This window comes from Nocardioides jishulii (assembly GCF_006007965.1).
Classification (GTDB): Bacteria; Actinomycetota; Actinomycetes; order Propionibacteriales; family Nocardioidaceae; genus Nocardioides; species Nocardioides jishulii.
In genome coordinates this window covers 984,269-1,001,354 of record NZ_CP040748.1, presented here as the reverse complement: position 1 = coordinate 1,001,354, position 17,086 = coordinate 984,269, and the positions used below count along the sequence as shown (strand labels likewise).

Genomic DNA, 17,086 nt, shown 5'->3' with positions numbered 1-17,086 from the left:
CCCCCCATGACTGACAACCAGCAACCCGACCTGTCCCCGACGTCGCCTGCCCCGCGCGACGTCGTCGTACCGGACAAGCCGGCCCTGGAGGGTCTTGAGGAGAAGTGGGCCGCGCAGTGGAAGGCTGACGACACCTACGCCTTCGACCGCACCCAGCCGCGGGAGAACGTCTACTCCATCGACACTCCCCCGCCCACCGTCTCCGGCTCACTGCACGTCGGCCACGTCTTCTCCTACACCCACACCGACGTGGTCGCGCGCTACCAGCGCATGACCGGCAAGTCGGTCTTCTACCCCATGGGGTGGGACGACAACGGGCTGCCGACCGAGCGCCGCGTCCAGAACTACTTCGGCGTCCGTTGCGACCCGAGCCTGGCGTACGACCCCGACTTCACGCCGCCGGCCAAGCCCGACCCGAAGAAGCAGGTGGCGATCAGCCGCCCCAACTTCGTCGAGCTCTGCGAGCAGCTGGTCGAGCAGGACGAGCAGGTCTTCGAGTCGCTCTGGCGTCGCCTGGGCCTCTCGGTCGACTGGAACACGACCTACACCACCATCGGCAACGACGCCCAGACCGTCAGCCAGCGCGCCTTCCTGCGCAACTACGCCCGCGGCGAGGCCTACCTCCAGAAGGCCCCCACCCTGTGGGACGTCACCTTCCAGACCGCCGTCGCCCAGGCCGAGCTCGAGGCCCGCGCCTACCCCGGCGCCTACCACCGCGTCGCCTTCCACGGCCCCGAGGGCCCGATCCACATCGAGACCACGCGTCCCGAGCTGATCCCCTCCGTGGTCGCGCTCATCGCGCACCCCGACGACGAGCGCTACCAGAAGCTCTTCGGCACCACGGTCACGTCGCCGGTCTTCGGCGTCGAGGTCCCGGTGCTCGCCCACCCCGCCGCCGAGCCCGACAAGGGTGCCGGCATCGCGATGTGCTGCACCTTCGGTGACCTCACCGACGTCCAGTGGTGGCGCGAGCTCCAGCTCCCGGTGCGTACCGTCGTCGGTCGCGACGGCCGACTGACCCGCGAGACCCCCGACTGGCTCTCCAGCGAGCAGGCATCGACCGCGTACGCCGACCTGGCCGGCAAGACGGTCTTCTCGGCGCGCGAGGAGATGGTCGCCAAGCTGCGCGCGACCGGTGACCTCGACGGCGAGCCCAAGGCCACCGAGCGCATGGCGAACTTCTACGAGCGGGGTGAGAAGCCGCTAGAGATCGTCTCCACGCGTCAGTGGTACCTGCGCAACGGTGGCCGTGACCTCGACCTGCGCAACGAGCTCATCGCCAGCGGCGACCAGATCACCTGGGTGCCCGAGCACATGAAGCACCGCTACGACAACTGGGTCGGCGGGCTCAACGGTGACTGGCTGATCAGCCGCCAGCGCTTCTTCGGCATCCCCTTCCCGGTCTGGTACGCGCTCGACGCCGAGGGCGAGCCCGACTACGACCACCCCCTGCTGCCGACCGAGGCCCAGCTGCCCGTGGACCCCTCCACGGACGCCCCCGAGGGCTACTCCGAGGAGCAGCGCGGCAAGCCCGGCGGCTTCATCGGCGACCCCGACGTGATGGACACCTGGGCGACCTCGTCGCTCACGCCCCACATCGCCGGCAAGTGGGAGCTGGACAACGACCTCTTCAACCGGGTCTTCCCGATGGACCTGTGCACGCAGGCCCACGACATCATCCGCACCTGGCTCTTCGCGCGCGTGGTGCGTGCGCACCACGAGAACGGCGTCGTGCCGTGGTCGCACGCCATGCTCTCGGGCTTCGTGGTCGACCCCGACCGCAAGAAGATGTCGAAGTCGAAGGGCAACGTCGTCGTGCCCACCGAGATCCTCGACAAGTTCGGCGCTGACGCCGTGCGCTGGCGGGCCGCCATGGCCCGGCCCGGCCTGGACTCGCCGTTCGACGAGAGCCAGATGAAGGTCGGCCGTCGTCTCGCGATGAAGGTCCTCAACGTCTCCAAGTTCGTCCTCAGCTACGTGGGGGCGACGAACCCGAGCCCGGTCGCCGTCTCCGAGCCGGTCGACACCGCACTCATGGGGCGCCTCGCGGAGACCATCCGCAGCGCCACGGAGGCGTTCGAGGCGTACGACTACACCACCGCCCTCGAGGTCACCGAGCGCTTCTTCTGGGAGTTCTGCGACGACTACGTCGAGCTCGTGAAGGAGCGTGCGTACGCCGAGGACGGCGGGCTGGCGACCGAGTCGGCCCGGGCGGCCCTGGCCGTGGCCCTGCACGTCCAGCTGCGTCTGCTGGCTCCCTTCCTGCCCTACGTGACCGAAGAGGTCTGGTCGTGGTGGCGTGACGGCTCGATCCACACGAGCAAGTGGCCCGAGCCCAACGACCTGGGCAGCGCGGCAGCGATCGACCCGGGCGCCCTGGTCGGCGTCTCCGCCGCCCTGGGCGGCATCCGTGGCGCCAAGTCGAAGGCCAAGGTCTCGATGCGCCACGAGCTGACCCGCGTGGAGATCTCCGGTCCCGCGGCCCTGGTCGAGGGTGCCCGCGCGGCTGAGGCTGACCTGCGCCAGGCCGGCAAGGTCAGCGGAGCCCTCATCTTCACCGTCGACGAGGCAGCCACCGAGCTGACCGTCGAGGCAGAGGTCGCACCCGCCGCGGAGTGACCCGCGACGACGACGGGCTCCCCACCATCAGGTGGGGAGCCCGTTCGTCGTTGGGGGGCGTACGCCCGCTGCGGCGCGGCGCGGCCCGGACGTGGTCCGGGACCGGCTCAACGCAGTGGCTCAGCGGTGGCCGCGGCCACCCTTGCCGTGGCCCCGGCTCTTGCCGTGGGCCTTGCCGCGGCCGTCGGACTTGCCGTGCGCCTTGCCCCGGCCGCCAGTCTTGCCGTGGGCCTTGCCGCGGCCGTCAGTCTTGCCGTGCGCCTTGCCGCGGCCGTCAGACTTGCCTTGCGCCCTGCCCGGACGGTCGCCCTTGCCATTGGACTTGTTCTTCCCGTGCGACGTGTGCGGACCATGGGCCTTGCCCTCGCCGCCGTGATGGCTCTTCGGGTGCCTCTTGCCGGGGGTCTTGTCGCGTCCCTTGGCCTGGTCACGCCCCAGCTGGTGTCCACGCACCTGCGGGGCAGACGTGCGTCCGTCGCCCTTCGCAGCGGAGCGGGGCTTGACCGGCGCCTTGCCCTTGGCCTCGGCGGTGGTCTCTGGTGCCGACCTGGTGGCCGAGCCGGAGACCGGCGTCCGGGCGACGTCGGACACCATGGCGGGCGCGTCCTCGCGCGGGGCCAGGTGGGGCAACGCCATGCGGGGGGACTCGACGACCTGCAGCATGCCGACGAAAGCGTCGCTGCGCAGACCGTTGCCCACGAAGAGGGCGCACAGCAGCGCGACGACCGCGAAGGCGTACAGGGGGCGCTTGTGATCGGAGCTCATTGCTGGGGTTGCGGTCCTTCTCGTCCCGAGAGTCGTTCGATGACTTCTCCCATTGTGTCGCGTTCGTCCGGGGAACGTGACGATTCCCCCAAAGTCCTGTGGCCCTGGGGAGGGCGATCGCGGCCGAGAAGGAGAACCGCGTCAAGCGGGCAGCTCAGGCGGACTTCTTCTTCTCCGGCTCACGCAGCACCAGGGTGGGCGCGGCCCCGTCCATCACGGAAGCCCGGGTGACGACGACCTTGGCGACGTCACCGCGCGAGGGCACCTCGTACATCACGTGGAGGAGCACCTCCTCGATGATGGCGCGCAGTCCGCGCGCACCGGTCCCCCGCTCCAACGCCTTGTCGGCGATGGAGTCGATGGCGTCCTGGTCGAACTCCAGCTCGACCCCGTCGAGCTCGAAGAGACGCTGGTACTGCTTGACCAAGGCGTTGCGCGGCTCGGTGAGGATCTGCACCAACGCGTCGGTGTCGAGCTTGCTCACACTGGCGATCAGCGGCAGACGGCCGATGAACTCGGGGATCAGGCCGAACTTGGTCAGGTCCTCGGGGCGCACCAGCGCCATCAGGTCCTCGGCCTCGCGCTCGGCCTCGCCGCGGACCTCCGCGGTGAAGCCCAGGGACTTCTTGCCCACCCGCTGCTCGACGATGTGCTCGAGGCCGGCGAAGGCGCCACCCACGATGAACAGGATGTTGGTGGTGTCGATCTGGATGAACTCCTGGTGGGGATGCTTGCGCCCGCCCTGCGGGGGCACCGACGCGGTCGTGCCCTCCAGCATCTTCAGCAGTGCCTGCTGGACGCCCTCACCGGAGACGTCGCGCGTGATCGACGGGTTCTCGGCCTTGCGGGCGACCTTGTCGATCTCGTCGATGTAGATGATGCCCGTCTCGGCCTTCTTGACGTCATAGTCGGCAGCCTGGATCAGCTTCAGCAGGATGTTCTCGACGTCCTCACCGACATAGCCGGCCTCGGTGAGCGCGGTGGCGTCGGCGATCGCGAACGGCACGTTGAGCATGCGGGCCAGCGTCTGGGCCAGGTAGGTCTTGCCGCACCCGGTCGGTCCGATGACGAGGATGTTGGACTTCGCGACCTCGACGGCCTCGTCCTTGTGCTTGGTGGTCGCGATCGCCGCCTGCGCCTGCACGCGCTTGTAGTGGTTGTAGACCGCGACGGCCAGCGACTTCTTGGCGTGCTCCTGGCCGATCACGTAGGAGTTGAGGAACTCGAAGATCTCGCGCGGCTTGGGGAGCTCGGCCATGCCGACCTCGGTGCCCTCGGCGAGCTCCTCCTCGATGATCTCGTTGCAGAGCTCGATGCACTCGTCGCAGATGTAGACGTTGGGTCCGGCGATGAGCTTCTTGACCTGCTTCTGGCTCTTCCCGCAGAAGTTGCACTTCAGCAGGTCACCGCCGTCACCGATTCGAGCCACGAGCGATCATTCCTCTGGTCTGGGCCGGGAGCGTTCCCCGCCGGGGTGGTGCTTGGAACTTGGTCGAAGGTACCCCGGTCCCGCCCTCGCATGAGGGCGGGACACGGAGTCCCTCCAGGAGCCGGGCGGTGCCGACCCGTGGGGCGCGCGGCCTCAGCCGAGGGCGAGCGCCGGGTTGCGGTTCTGGAGAATCGCGTCGATCAGACCGTACTCGACGGCCTGCTCGGCGGTGAGGATCTTGTCGCGCTCGATGTCGCGGCTGACCTGCTCGATGTCCTTGCCGGAGTGCTGGGAGATCATCCGCTCCAGCAGCTCGCGCATGCGGAGGATCTCGTTGGCCTGGATCTCGATGTCGGAGGTCTGGCCGAAGGTGCCCTCGGTGTAGGGCTGGTGGATGAGGATCCGGCTGTTGGGCAGCGCGAGCCGCTTGCCGGGGGTGCCGGCGGCGAGCAGGATGGCCGCCGCGGAGGCCGCCTGGCCCAGGCAGACGGTCTGCACGTCCGGCTTGATGAACTGCATCGTGTCGTAGATCGCGGTGAGCGCCGTGAAGGAGCCACCGGGCGAGTTGATGTAGATCGAGATGTCCTGGTCGGGGTTCATCGTCTCCAGGCACAGCAGCTGAGCCATGACGGCGTTGGCCACGTCGTCGGAGATCGGCGACCCGAGGAAGATGATGCGCTCCTCGAAGAGCTTCGCGTAGGGGTCGATGCGGCGGAACCCGTAGGAGGTCCGCTCCTCCCACTGCGGGATGTAGTAGTTCATGTGGGTCAGTCCTTCTTCATGTGGGCGGGGCGACCCTCGTCGGCGGCGTCGCGGGCACTGGCGATCACCTTGTCGACCAGGCCGTACTCCTTGGCCTGGTCAGCGGTGAACCAGCGGTCACGGTCGGCATCGGCAATGACCTGCTCGACGCTCTGGCCGGTGTGGTCCGCGATGAGGTCGAGGAGCACCTTCTTGATGTGCAGGGACTGCTGCGCCTGGATCTTGATGTCCGAGGCGGATCCGCCCATGCCCGAGGAGGGCTGGTGCATCATGATGCGCGCGTGCGGAAGGGCGTACCGCTTGCCCTTGGTGCCGGCGCAGAGCAGGAACTGACCCATCGACGCGGCCAGACCCATGCCCACGGTGACCACGTCGTTGGGGATGTAGTTCATCGTGTCGTAGATCGCCATGCCGGCGTCGACCGAGCCACCGGGGCTGTTGATGTGGAGGAAGATGTCTGCCTCGGGGTCCTCCGCCGAGAGCAGCAGGAGCGCCGCGCAGATCGCGTTCGCGTTCGCGTCACGGACCTCGGACCCGAGGAAGAGGATCCGTTCCTTGAGCAGGCGCTGGTAGATGTGGTCGTCGAGCCCGTAGGAGCCGCCGCCGTTCATCTGGGGCGACGTCGGGGAAGCGCTGGAGTTCAGGTTCACGTCGCTGACACTAGCCCGTGGCACCGACCAATCCACGCGTTGTGGCGCCCTGTTCGCCCACAGCGCACACGCCCGGGTACGCCGGGTCCCCGCGCCCACTCGCGCCCGGCAGCCGCGCGGCGTACGAGCGCGACGACGCGCAGGACCCCCGCCGCCCTGGTGGGCGACGGGGGTCCGGATGCTGCGGGGTCAGCGGGAGGCTCAGGCCTCCTCGCCGGCCTCCTCCTCGGCAGCGGCCTCGTCGGCGGGCTCACCGATGGTGCCGTCGGGGCGGAGGTTCTTCAGGTCGACCACGTTGCCGGAGGCGTCCTTGACGGTCGCCGACTCAACGATCTGGGCCAGCGCCTTGCCGCGCAGGATCTCCTGCACCAGCTCGGGGATGTGGTTGTGCTCGAACATGTGGTTCGCGAACTCCTGCGGGTCCTGGCCGGACTGCTGGGCGCGCATCACCATGTGCTGGCTGAGGTCGTTCTGGTCGACGCCGATCTCCTCGGCCTTCGCGACCTTGTCGAGGATGAACTGCGCGGTGATCGCGTCACGCACGCGGCGGTCGAGGTCGGCCTCGAACTCCTCCAGGGTCTGGCCCTCGTCCTCGAGGTACTTCTCCATGGTGGTGCCGGAGAACACGAGCTGCTGCTCGACGTTGGCACGGCGGGAGTTGAGCTCGTCGGTGACCACGGTCTCCGGGAGCGGGATCGAGACCTTCTCGAGCAGGACCTCGAGCACGGCGTCGCGAGCGGCTGCGGCCTGCTCGAGGCGCTTGCCGCGGCCCAGGCGCTCACGCACGTCGGCGGTGAGCTCCTCGGCGGTGTCGAACTCGGAGGCGAGCTGGGCGAACTCGTCGTCGAACTCGGGCAGCTGCTGCTCCTGCACGCCGGTGACCTTGACGGTGACCTCGACGGGCTCGCCGACCAGGTCGCCACCGACCAGCTCGGAGCTGAAGGTCTTCTCGTCGCCGGCCGACATGCCGGCGAGGGTCTCGTCGAGGCCGTCGAGCATGCCGCCACGGCCGACCTTGTAGGACATGCCGGAGACCTCGCCGCCCTCGACGGTCTCGCCGTCCTGGGCCGCGCGGAGGTCGATGGTCACGAAGTCGCCGTCGGCAGCCGGACGCTCCACGTCGACGAGGGTGCCGAAGCGCTCACGCAGCGCCTGGACCTGCTCCTCGACGTCGGCGTCGGTGATGACGATGTCCTCGACCTCGGCCTCGAGGCCGTCGTAGGCCGGGAGCTCGAACTGGGGCTTCACGTCGACCTCGGCCACGAACTCGACGAGGTCGTTGTCCTCGAGCTTGGTGACCTCGATCTCGGGCTGGGCCAGCGGCTCCAGCTCGTTCGCCTCCAGGGCCTCCATGTACTTGGCCGGGACGATCTCGTTGATCGCCTCGTTCAGCACGGCGCCGCGGCCGACCTGGCGGTCGATGACGGCGGCCGGGACCTTGCCGCGGCGGAAGCCGGGCACGTTGATCTGCTGAGCGATCTTCTTGTACGCCGCGTCGAGGCTCGGCTTGAGCTCCTCGAAGGGCACCTCGACAGTCAGCTTGACCCTGGTGGGGTTCAAGTTCTCGACGGCGCTCTTCACAGGTGTTCTCCTATCGATGGTGGTGCAGTTCAGGGGCGCCCGCTCGGGGCGTGGTCACCACGTCGTCGCGCGTACGACGAGCGGCTGGTCCGAACGGGCAGACCTTCGCAACACTCAGTACGGCTGGTCGCGTGGGGCCCGGCAGATTTGTCCACCGACCAGACTACTGGCCGCCGGCGGCTGGGCGTAAATCCCCCTTCAGCACGCGTGCGCGTCAGGCCCGTTGGTCGGGGCGACAGGACTCGAACCTGCGGTCTCCTGCTCCCAAAGCAGGCGCGCTAGCCACTACGCTACGCCCCGTCAAAGCGCCCCGGGGGGCCAGCCGAGCACTCCCCCGAGCTCCTTGGAGCGGATGACGGGAATCGAACCCGCGTAATCAGTTTGGAAGACTGAGGCTCTACCATTGAGCTACATCCGCGTGCACGTGCCACGCTCCCGACGTACGTCGGTGGAGCAGGTCACGCGGGACACATGTTGCCACACCTCGACGCCGGTGGTGCAAGTCGGGTCGTCAGGCGAAGCGGCGGTGCAGCAGCAACAGGCCCCGGTCGTCGTCAGGGCCACCGACGGCGTCGACCAGGCGTGAGGCCCCGCCGGAGAAGTCTCCGCGCAGGACCCGCTCAGCCTGACCGAGCATCCGGTCGATGCCCATCGAGATGTCGCGTCCCTTGATCTCCACCAGGCCGTCGGTGTAGAGCAGCAGCGCGTCGCCGCGACGCATCGTCCCTGTGGTCACCGGGAACTCCGCCCCCGGGATGAGGCCCAGCAACGGCCCCTCGGTGTCCAGCACCCCCCAGCGGCCGGAGCCGGCGTCGTGGAACGCTGCGGGCGGGTGGCCGGCTGAGCGCGCCTCGAAGTGGCCGGTGGTCAGGTCGAGCGAGAGGTGGACAGCAGAGGCGAACCCCTCCACCCACTCCTGGCGCAGCAGGTAGTCGTTGGCGGCCGGCAGGAACTCCTCGGGCGGCAGCGCCCCCATCAGGCCGCCGAAGGCGCCGGACAGGAGCAGCGCCCGGGTCCCGGCCTGCTCCCCCTTGCCCGAGACGTCGACCACGACCAGGTCGAGTCGGCCGCAGTCGGCGCGCGAGGCGACCACGAAGTCACCGGAGAAGAGGGTCCCGCCGGAGGCACGCAGCTCCCACTCCACCTGCCAGTCGTCGGGAAGGTCGGGGATGGCGCCCTGCTTGAGGATCCGGTCACGGAGGTCGACGAGCATCGACTCGCCACGCAGCCCCGCCACCCCCAGCCGGGAGCGCCGGAAGGAAGCCAGCAGGATGATGAAGCCGAGGGCGAAGACCACCCCGACGGTGACCGCGGAGCGGGCGTTCAGGTCGGCGCGCTGCGTGGTCGTCAGGGCCAGCACCAGCAGCACGAAGACCACGAACCAGGGCAGCTCCTTCGGGCTGAGGACGAGGCTGCCCACCGCCAGCGGCAGCACGAGCATCATCAGCGGCGCCCACGAGGGGAACGTGACGATCACGAGCGCCATGCCCACCGCGACCACGATCAGCGCCAGCAGCTCGGCCGACCAACCGGTGCGGGCAGCCCGCTGCCAGCGGCGACGCACGGTGCGGACGGGCGCAGACAGCAGCGACACCTGCTCAGCCATTCCTCACCCCGGTCTCCGTCGCCGCCAACACTAGTCTCGCCTGCGGGGCGCGGGCTGGCATTTGGCGCACCAGAAGAGGTTGCGCCCTGCCAGCGTGCTGCTGCGCACCGGGGCGCCGCACACGTGGCACGGCATCTGGGCCCGTCGGTAGACGTACACCTCGCCGCCGTGGTCGTCCTTGCGCGGCGATCGTCCCATCGCCTCGGGGGTGTGCTCGGGCCGGACCGTGTCGATCCGCCCGGTCGCGACGCCCTCGGTCATCAGCACCACGAGGTCGTCCCACATCGCCACGAACTGCTTCTTGGTCAGGTGGCGCCCCAGCCGGAGCGGGTGGATGCGGTGGCGGAAGAGCACCTCCGCGCGGTAGACGTTGCCGACCCCGGCCAGCACCGTCTGGTCCATCAGCAGGTCACCGATGGTCCGGTTGCTGACCCGGACCTTCGCCCACGCCCGCTCGACGTCGCCGTCGGCACGCAGTGGGTCAGGCCCGAGCTGGGCACGCACCCGTTCGACGGTCTCCGGTCCGACCAGGTCGCACCGGGTCGCGCCGCGCAGGTCCGCGTACGCCGTCGCCGTGGCCAGCCGCAGCCGCACGGCGCCGACCGGCGCGGGGACCTCCTCGACGCCCGTGGTGACCTCCCACCCGCCGATCAGACCGAGGTGCACGTGGACGAAGCGCTCGCCGCTGAACTCGACGAAGAGCTGCTTGCCGATCGAGTCCGCCCCCACCATGAGCGCGCCGTCGAGCTGGCGCGCCTCCACGGCGAAGCGGCCCTGCGGGCTCGACGCCCTCACCGGCAGACCGGCGAAGGCGTCGTCGAGGTGTCCCGCAAGACGACGAAGGGTGTGGCCCTCGGGCATCGGCGACCGGAGTCCGGTGGTCCCGGCTCAGGCCTCGGGGCCGCGCAGGGCGGACTCGGGCAGCGGCGGCAGCTCGTGGGTCTGCTCGTAGTCGCTCATCTGGCCGATCCGACGGACGTGGCGCTCGTCGTTGGTGAACGGGGTCCGCAGGAAGATCCCGATGAAGCGGGTCATCTCCTCGATGGAGTGCTGCCGTCCGCCGAGGGAGATGACGTTGGCGTCATTGTGCTCCCGGGCGAGGGCGGCGGTGTCGTCGTTCCAGACCAGGGCGGCGCGGATGCCCTGCACCTTGTTGGCGGCCATCTGCTCGCCGTTGCCCGAGCCGCCGATCACGATGCCGAGGCTGTCCTGGCCCTCCGCACGCTCCCCGGCGACGCCCTCGGCGGCGCGCAGGCAGAAGACCGGATAGTCGTCGAGCGCGTCGTAGACGAAGGGGCCGTGGTCCACGACCTCGTGACCCTCGTCGACGAGCCAGTTGAGCAGGTGGTCCTTGAGTTCGAGGCCGGCGTGGTCGGAACCGATGTGAACGCGCATGGGGCCATTCTTCCTCAGACGCTGCGCGTCAGAAAACCGGCCACCTGTCCCATCAGGACCTCGGCGGCGGGGAACTCCTCCGGGCGGCGCCAGAAGCCGTGGACGACGCCCAGGTAGCGGGTGCCGACGACCTCGACCCCGAGCTCGGTCAGCCGCTCGACCAGTGTCTCCCCGTCGTCGCGGCAGGGATCGTCCTGCGCGGTGGCCACCAGGGTGGGCGGCAGCCCGGCGAGCCCATCACTCAGCAGGGGCGCGAGGTCGGGGTGGGTCAGGTCGTCGGGCGAGGCGGCGTACTGCTCCCAGTACCACCGCGCCTCCGCGGCGTCGAAGCCCTCGGTCTCCTCGGCGTACGACGGCCCGGCCAGCGTCGGGTCGAGGAAGGGATAGATCAGGACCACACCCGTGAAACGACCGGGATGACGCAGTGCGGCGACCAGCGCGAGGTTGGCGCCGGCGCTGTCGCCGTGGGCGAAGACCGGCACGCCCGCAGGGAGCCCCAAGGCGTCGACGCCGCCCTCGTCGAGCCACCGGACGACGGTGGAGACGTCATCGACGGCCGCCGGGAAGCGGTGCTCGGGCGGACGGCGGTACTCCACGCTCAGGACCGCCAGCCCCGACCGGTTGGCCAGTCGGCGGGCCGACGCGTCGTGCACCTCGACGTCGTTGAAGACGAACCCTCCCCCGTGGAGATGGACCACCAGCCCGGCCGGCGCCTCGACCGGTCGGTAGTGGCGGACCAGCACGCCGTCGACGTCCAGGTCCTCCACGTGCCGTACGTCCTCTCGCGGCGCCCGGAGCGCTGCCTCCCGGTCCTGCGCACGCGCGACGGCCACGTCGAAACGTGGATCGGTGACGTCCAGGTCGTCCATGTCGACGACCGCGTCAGGTTCGGGAGGCAGCATCAGGATTCCCTCGGGATCGGTCAGCGAGCCATCAGGACGTCCATGCCGACCGCGATCGCGGCGGCGACCCGGAAGTCGACCCGCGGGTCGGCGACCTGGACGTCGTACTGGTCGCGCAGGGCGAACTTGCGGGTGATCGAGAGCAGGGGCGCTCCGGTGTGGTCCACGTAGTCGAAGTGGACCGGGACGGGCAGGTCGCCGAAACGACGCAGCAGGGCGAAGACCAGCGAGCGCTCCTTGCCGCTGCCGGCGTAGCCCGGGCCCTCCACGTGGAAGGTCGTCTGCAACAGGCTCTGGGCGAAGTCCTTCTTGAAGAAGCCCAGGGGTGCGCCCACCTCGTCGGTGATGTCGTAGCCGGCGTTGAGGTCGATCACCTGGCGAGCCTTGAAGCCGAAGACCGGGCGGGTCTTCGAGGCGTCCTCGAAGAAGGTCACCTGCTCCTTGAAGGCGAACCGCTTCTGCTCGGCGAAGGCCATGAGCTGCCCCTGGGCGCCCGTGGCGGGGTCGGCCGCGTAGATCTCGAAGCGGTTGACCATCATCGTGATCTTCTGCCGCACGAAGAAGCGGGGCAGGTGCATGGTGTGGGACGTGGCGTCAGGCGCTGGCTCGGTCATGGCGTGACCCTAACGGCAACGAGCCCTGCCGCACCCCCAGAATTCACAGGAAGGCGACAGGGCTCGGGGCGGGCGTCACAGACCCAGACGGGCGAGCTCCTCGTCGACCACGGCCGGGTCGAGCTTGGTGAAGACCGGGGTGGGCTTCTCGATCGGAGTGCCGACCACGACGTCGTGGCGGCCCCACGTCCGCACCGAGGAGTAGTCGCCTGTGATCACGGGGTAGGCACGCCCCTCGATGTCGAGGTCGGCCACCTCCTCGACCCGCGGCATCGGCTGGAGGTTGCCGTCGCCACCGAGGATCGTGTCGATCTGGTTGGCGGTGAAGGGCAGGAAGGGGCTGAGCAGCGTGTTGAGGTCCTGCACGCACTGGGCCATGACCCACAGGACGGTGCCCAGACGCTCGGGGTCCTCCTTGATCTTCCACGGCTCCGCGTCGGTGACGTACTTGTTGACGTCGCCCACCACGCGCATCGCCTCGTTGATGGCGTTGCGCATGCGGTTGCGGCTGATCAGGTCACCCACGGTGTCGAAGGCGGCCAGCGTCGTGGCGAGCACGGCCTCGTCGTCGGCGGTCAACGCCGCCGGCGCCGGGACCTGACCGAAGTTCTTCGCGATCAGCGTCGCCGTGCGGCTCACCAGGTTGCCCCAGCCGGCGACCAGCTCGGAGTTGGTGCGTTGCACGAACTCGCCCCAGGAGAAGTCCGAGTCCTGGTTCTCCGGACCGGCCGCCGCCACGAAGTAGCGGAACGCGTCGGCCTGGTAGCGGCTCAGCAGGTCGGCCACGTAGATGACGACCTTCTTGGAGGAGGAGAACTTGCGCCCCTCCATGGTCAGGAACTCCGAGGAGACGACCTCGGTCGGCAGGTTGAGCTCACCCAGCTCGTGGGCGGAGCCGCCCTTGGCGCCCTTGCCGTTGTAGGCGAGCAGCTCGGCGGGCCAGATCTGCGAGTGGAAGGTGATGTTGTCCTTGCCCATGAAGTAGTACGACAGGGCCTGCGGGTCGTTCCACCACTCGCGCCACGCGTCGGGGTTGCCCGAGCGACGCGCCCACTCGATCGAGGCCGACAGGTAGCCGATCACGGCGTCGAACCAGACGTACAGCTTCTTCGTCGGGTTGTCGCGCCAGCCGTCGAGCGGCACCGCGATGCCCCAGTCGATGTCGCGCGTCATGGCGCGCGGACGGATCTCCTTGAGGATGTTCATCGAGAACTTGATGACGTTGGGGCGCCAGGTGCCCGACGCGTCGCGCTCGTCGAGCCACTCCCCCAGTGCCTCGGCCAGGGCGGGCAGGTCGAGGAAGAAGTGCTGGGTCTCGATGAACTGCGGGGTCTCGCCGTTGATCCGGCTCACGGGGTCGATCAGGTCGTGCGGGTCGAGCTGGTTGCCGCAGGCGTCGCACTGGTCGCCACGGGCGCCGGGGGTCTTGCAGATCGGGCAGGTGCCCTCGATGTAGCGATCGGGCAGCGTGCGCCCGGTCGACGGGGAGATCGCCCCGAAGGTGGTCTCCTCGACGAAGTAGCCGTTCTCGTAGACGCCCTGGAACATCTCCTGCACCACCGCGTGGTGGTTGCCGGTGGTGGTGCGCGTGTAGAGGTCGTACGAGAGCCCCAGGCCCACGAGGTCCTCGACGATCAGGCGGTGGTTGCGGTCGGCGAGCTCCTGCGGGGTCAGGCCCGCCTCGTCGGCCGCGATGAGGATCGGGGTGCCGTGCTCGTCGGAGCCGGAGACCATGAGCACGTCGTGGCCCGCCATGCGCATGTACCGACTGAAGACGTCGGAGGGCACACCGAATCCGGCCACGTGGCCGATGTGGCGTGGGCCGTTCGCATACGGCCAGGCGACAGCGGAGAGGACTTTGCTCATGGGGCGATCCTAGTGACGCGCGTGAGGAGTCGTCGCCGCCGGATAGGTTCCTCGCCATGAGCCAGCTGCCTGCCGAGTCCGAGACACTGATCGCGGAGGACCTCCTCCTGCTGCTGATGGACGACGAGAAGGGGCGGCTGGCGGCCGCCTCCGCATCACGCCCACTGTTCGGGGGCGCGCTCCTGATCGAGCTCGCGCTCGACGAGGCCGTCGAGGTCGAGGAGAAGCGCGGCCTCCTGCACACCCCCAAGGTGCACGCGCGCCAGCCGCGCGTCCGGGAGCGGCCCGACCCGCTGCTGGCCCGGGCCTGGCACACGGTCGCGGAGAAGCCGCGCAGCGCCCAGGACCTGGTCAACCGGCTGGGCAAGGGCGTGCGCGAGGAGCTGCAGGCACGCCTGGTCACCCGCGGCATCCTCGAGCGGCGGGAGACGAAGGTGCTGGGCCTCTTCCCGAGCACGACCTGGCCCGCGGCGGACATGCGGCACGAGCGCCAGCTCCGCCAGGAGCTCCAGGGCTGCCTGGTCACCGGCCTCACCCCTCGACCACGCACTGCCGCGCTGGTCGCCCTGCTCTCCTCGGTCGACCAGGCGCACAAGGTCGTCGACCGCGGCCCTCTCAGCAACAGCGAGGTGAGGAAGCGGGCCAAGGCCATTGCCGAGGGCGCTTGGGCGGCGAAGGCGGTCCGTGAGGCCGTGGCTGCCTCCCAGGCTGCGGTCACGACAGCCGTGATGGTCGCCACGTCCTCGGCGACCGCGTCGACCTGACGTCACCGAAGGCCTCTCGGCTCAGTGGCGCCGGATGCGGTACTGCGCGCGGCTGCGGATGCCCGGCAGCACCTTCACCAGCTGACGCCCGGGGCAGGCCGTCTGGTTGGTGTGCAGGTGACCGTCGATGACCGGGAGCGTGACCTTCTTGCCACGGCGGAACCGGTCGGAGCCCTTCGAGACGACCTTGACCTTGCCGACAGCGCGGCGCTCGTTCTTGTCGAGCTGCCAGGCGGCCACGCGAGCGACCGTGCGGATCACGGGCCTGGTCGGCTTCTTCTTGCGGTAGTCACCGATCACGGCGACACCGATCGAGTTGTGGTTGAAGCCCAAGGTGTGGGCGCCCTGCACCATGTCGCCGCCGTAGCGCCCGACCCAGGCGCGCCCGAACCGGTCGACCAGCACGTTGTAGCCGATGTCGGACCAACCCAGCGACTTGGTGTGGTAGCGGTAGAAGCCGCGCAGGATGCCCGGGACGTCGTCACGTCCGTACGAATTGCTGCTCGCGGTGTGGTGGACGTGCACCTGCTTCAGGGTCCGACGCATCACCGGCGGGCTCGTGCGCCACTTCTCCTTCGCCCCCCACTTCTTGCGCGGGCGCATCCGGGGTGGGGGCGCGCTGCGGCGGGGCGCTGCCTGCTCGGTCGGCTGCGCGGTGGGAGCAGCGGTTGGCTCAGTCGTGGGCGCAGAGGTTGGTTCTGAGGTCGGCTCCGCGGTGGGCTCTGGTGAGGGGGTCGGCTCAGGGGCGGGGTCAGCCGCCGGCCTGCCGGACGTGTCGAGCAGGAGGAGCCGCAGGCCCTGGGGGCGCTGCCCCAGCGTCCGGACTCGCACGGACGACGACGCACCGACCCACACCAGGTCGGTGCCGCGTACGCCGTCGCCCTCGGCGCCGGCCGTGGGCCCGTCGTGGAGGACGGGCAGGTCACGCCAGCCTCCCCACCCGTCACGGGCGCGGAGGCTGAACTGCACGCGGGGCTCACCGGCACCGGTCCAGGTGGCGCCGACCATCGTGAAGCGGTCGCTGCGCAGGGTGGACGTGCCCGCCGGGAGGGCAGCACGGACCTCACGTACGCCGCCGCCCACCGGCGCCAGGGAGACCTGTCGCGAAGGTCCGAGACCGGAGGGGTCGGTGGCGTGCACGGCCGGCGAGGCCGACCTCGTGGGGGCGGGGCGTGCTGCGGATGACGCCGACACCGGGACGGTCAGCCCTGCCGCGGCCAGCACGAGGGCGACGGTCGCGGCGCTCCGGGGACGGCGAGAACTGGGGGGTGCCGGGAGTCGCTGCATGTCGTCCAGCATGCACCGACCGCCCTGCGCGGAAACACCCCCCAGAAGCCGGCGGAGGCGGGTCAGCTGAAGTCGAGGTCGCCCGTCCGCGAGCGCTTGAGCTCGTAGAAGTAGGGGAACTTCGCGACCGCCACGCAGCCGTCCCACAGCTCGCCGGCCTCCTCGCCGCGCGGAGCCTTCGAGAGCACCGGGCCGAAGAAGGCGGAGCCGTTGATGGCGATGGTGGGCGTGCCCACGTCGTCACCGACCTGGTCCATCCCCTCGTGGTGGGAGCGGGCGACGGCCTCGTCGAGCGAGGTGTCGTCCATGGCGTCGACCAGGTCGGGCTCGAGGCCGGCCTCGGCAACGGCGTCAGCGATCAGCTCACGGTTGATCTCGCTGCCCTCGGTGAGGTGGATCCGGGTGCCGAACGCGGTGTAGAGCCGAGCCAGCACCTCGCGGCCGTGGCGCTGCTCAGCCGCGATGCAGACGCGGACCGGACCCCAGGCGGGCTCGAGCATGGCCCGGTACTCGTCCGGGATGTCCTTGTCCTTGTTGAGGTAGGCGAGGCTCATCACGTGCCACACGACCTCGACGTCGCGCACCTTCTCCACCTCCAGGATCCATCGGGAAGTGATCCAGGCGAAGGGACACAGCGGGTCGAACCAGAAGTCGGCGGTGTCCTTGCGGGGCGTGTCGGTCGTCTCGGTGCTCACGCGCCCCAGTCAAGCAGACCCCTCCCCTCACCCGACGCGCAGACAGTCGGGCGCACAGTCCGCCCACGGAGTCCGGGCGTCTCCCTCCTCCTGCCACACACAGGGGTGTGACGGCCCCTGTCCGGCTGTGCGACGAGGTGACATGATCGGG

Annotated in this window: 15 protein-coding genes and 2 tRNA genes; 2 read left to right on the top strand and 15 right to left on the bottom strand. The window is 69.7% G+C overall.

Annotation, left to right across the window (positions count from 1 at the left end; genetic code table 11):
* Nucleotides 1-6 precede the first annotated feature (6 nt).
* A complete protein-coding gene (gene valS, locus FCL41_RS04775) occupies nt 7-2,619 on the top strand; it encodes a valine--tRNA ligase (RefSeq protein ID WP_137066274.1) in 2,613 nt (870 codons plus the stop codon).
* Nucleotides 2,620-2,739: 120 nt separating this feature from the next.
* Here valS and FCL41_RS04770 read toward each other — a convergent pair whose 3' ends face one another.
* The 13 genes from FCL41_RS04770 to metG form a co-directional block, all read right to left on the bottom strand.
* On the bottom strand, nt 2,740-3,384 hold the full coding sequence (locus tag FCL41_RS04770; protein ID WP_137066272.1) for a hypothetical protein: 645 nt from the start codon (nt 3,382-3,384) through the stop codon (nt 2,740-2,742).
* 154 nt (nt 3,385-3,538) lie between these two features.
* Nucleotides 3,539-4,813, bottom strand: coding sequence for an ATP-dependent Clp protease ATP-binding subunit ClpX (gene clpX / locus FCL41_RS04765; RefSeq protein WP_137066270.1), 1,275 nt, complete (start codon nt 4,811-4,813; stop codon nt 3,539-3,541).
* A gap of 153 nt (nt 4,814-4,966) precedes the next feature.
* The gene (locus FCL41_RS04760) at nt 4,967-5,575 is read right to left on the bottom strand and encodes an ATP-dependent Clp protease proteolytic subunit (protein ID WP_137066268.1); all 609 of its coding nucleotides are present in this window, start codon (nt 5,573-5,575) and stop codon (nt 4,967-4,969) included.
* Between the two features lie 5 nt (nt 5,576-5,580).
* Nucleotides 5,581-6,186 carry an ATP-dependent Clp protease proteolytic subunit gene (locus FCL41_RS04755; protein WP_170970312.1) on the bottom strand — a complete coding sequence of 202 codons (606 nt, stop codon included), beginning with the start codon at nt 6,184-6,186 and terminating at the stop codon, nt 5,581-5,583.
* Between the two features lie 240 nt (nt 6,187-6,426).
* Complete coding sequence (gene tig, locus FCL41_RS04750) at nt 6,427-7,806, bottom strand: trigger factor (protein WP_137066265.1); 1,380 nt, start codon at nt 7,804-7,806, stop codon at nt 6,427-6,429.
* 224 nt (nt 7,807-8,030) lie between these two features.
* Nucleotides 8,031-8,106: transfer RNA gene (locus tag FCL41_RS04745), tRNA-Pro, on the bottom strand.
* 44 nt (nt 8,107-8,150) lie between these two features.
* Nucleotides 8,151-8,224: transfer RNA gene (locus tag FCL41_RS04740), tRNA-Gly, on the bottom strand.
* Between the two features lie 93 nt (nt 8,225-8,317).
* Nucleotides 8,318-9,412: a PP2C family protein-serine/threonine phosphatase gene (locus tag FCL41_RS04735; protein WP_137066263.1), complete on the bottom strand. Its 1,095-nt coding sequence runs from the start codon at nt 9,410-9,412 to the stop codon at nt 8,318-8,320.
* A 30-nt stretch (nt 9,413-9,442) separates the two neighbouring features.
* Nucleotides 9,443-10,273, bottom strand: a complete 831-nt coding sequence (locus tag FCL41_RS04730; RefSeq protein WP_137066262.1) for an Fpg/Nei family DNA glycosylase — start codon at nt 10,271-10,273, stop codon at nt 9,443-9,445.
* A gap of 27 nt (nt 10,274-10,300) precedes the next feature.
* Entirely contained in the window at nt 10,301-10,807 is a 507-nt protein-coding gene (locus tag FCL41_RS04725) for a ribose-5-phosphate isomerase (protein ID WP_137066260.1), read from the bottom strand.
* A gap of 14 nt (nt 10,808-10,821) precedes the next feature.
* Nucleotides 10,822-11,709 carry an alpha/beta hydrolase gene (locus FCL41_RS04720; protein ID WP_137066258.1) on the bottom strand — a complete coding sequence of 296 codons (888 nt, stop codon included), beginning with the start codon at nt 11,707-11,709 and terminating at the stop codon, nt 10,822-10,824.
* A 20-nt stretch (nt 11,710-11,729) separates the two neighbouring features.
* A complete protein-coding gene (locus tag FCL41_RS04715; protein WP_239021780.1) occupies nt 11,730-12,323 on the bottom strand; it encodes an LURP-one-related family protein in 594 nt (197 codons plus the stop codon).
* Between the two features lie 75 nt (nt 12,324-12,398).
* Nucleotides 12,399-14,189, bottom strand: a complete 1,791-nt coding sequence (gene metG, locus FCL41_RS04710; protein WP_137066256.1) for a methionine--tRNA ligase — start codon at nt 14,187-14,189, stop codon at nt 12,399-12,401.
* Between the two features lie 56 nt (nt 14,190-14,245).
* Here metG and FCL41_RS04705 point away from each other — a divergent pair, with 56 nt between their 5' ends.
* Entirely contained in the window at nt 14,246-14,953 is a 708-nt protein-coding gene (locus FCL41_RS04705; RefSeq protein ID WP_137066254.1) for a GOLPH3/VPS74 family protein, read from the top strand.
* A 21-nt stretch (nt 14,954-14,974) separates the two neighbouring features.
* Here FCL41_RS04705 and FCL41_RS16955 read toward each other — a convergent pair whose 3' ends face one another.
* Nucleotides 14,975-15,556 carry an N-acetylmuramoyl-L-alanine amidase gene (locus FCL41_RS16955; RefSeq protein ID WP_175422343.1) on the bottom strand — a complete coding sequence of 194 codons (582 nt, stop codon included), beginning with the start codon at nt 15,554-15,556 and terminating at the stop codon, nt 14,975-14,977.
* A gap of 746 nt (nt 15,557-16,302) precedes the next feature.
* Nucleotides 16,303-16,935, bottom strand: coding sequence for a DsbA family oxidoreductase (locus FCL41_RS04695; protein WP_137066251.1), 633 nt, complete (start codon nt 16,933-16,935; stop codon nt 16,303-16,305).
* Between the last annotated feature and the right edge of the window lie 151 nt (nt 16,936-17,086).

Coding starts and splice junctions, on each gene's coding strand:
- valS (WP_137066274.1), top strand. CDS start 7: ATGACTGACAACCAGCAACCCGACCTGTCCCCGACGTCGCCTGCCCCG.
- FCL41_RS04770 (WP_137066272.1), bottom strand. CDS start 3,384: ATGAGCTCCGATCACAAGCGCCCCCTGTACGCCTTCGCGGTCGTCGCG.
- FCL41_RS04760 (WP_137066268.1), bottom strand. CDS start 5,575: ATGAACTACTACATCCCGCAGTGGGAGGAGCGGACCTCCTACGGGTTC.
- FCL41_RS04755 (WP_170970312.1), bottom strand. CDS start 6,186: ATGAACGGCGGCGGCTCCTACGGGCTCGACGACCACATCTACCAGCGC.
- FCL41_RS04735 (WP_137066263.1), bottom strand. CDS start 9,412: ATGGCTGAGCAGGTGTCGCTGCTGTCTGCGCCCGTCCGCACCGTGCGT.
- FCL41_RS04730 (WP_137066262.1), bottom strand. CDS start 10,273: ATGCCCGAGGGCCACACCCTTCGTCGTCTTGCGGGACACCTCGACGAC.
- FCL41_RS04725 (WP_137066260.1), bottom strand. CDS start 10,807: ATGCGCGTTCACATCGGTTCCGACCACGCCGGCCTCGAACTCAAGGAC.
- FCL41_RS04720 (WP_137066258.1), bottom strand. CDS start 11,709: ATGCTGCCTCCCGAACCTGACGCGGTCGTCGACATGGACGACCTGGAC.
- FCL41_RS04715 (WP_239021780.1), bottom strand. CDS start 12,323: ATGACCGAGCCAGCGCCTGACGCCACGTCCCACACCATGCACCTGCCC.
- metG (WP_137066256.1), bottom strand. CDS start 14,189: ATGAGCAAAGTCCTCTCCGCTGTCGCCTGGCCGTATGCGAACGGCCCA.
- FCL41_RS04705 (WP_137066254.1), top strand. CDS start 14,246: ATGAGCCAGCTGCCTGCCGAGTCCGAGACACTGATCGCGGAGGACCTC.
- FCL41_RS16955 (WP_175422343.1), bottom strand. CDS start 15,556: ATGCGCCCGCGCAAGAAGTGGGGGGCGAAGGAGAAGTGGCGCACGAGC.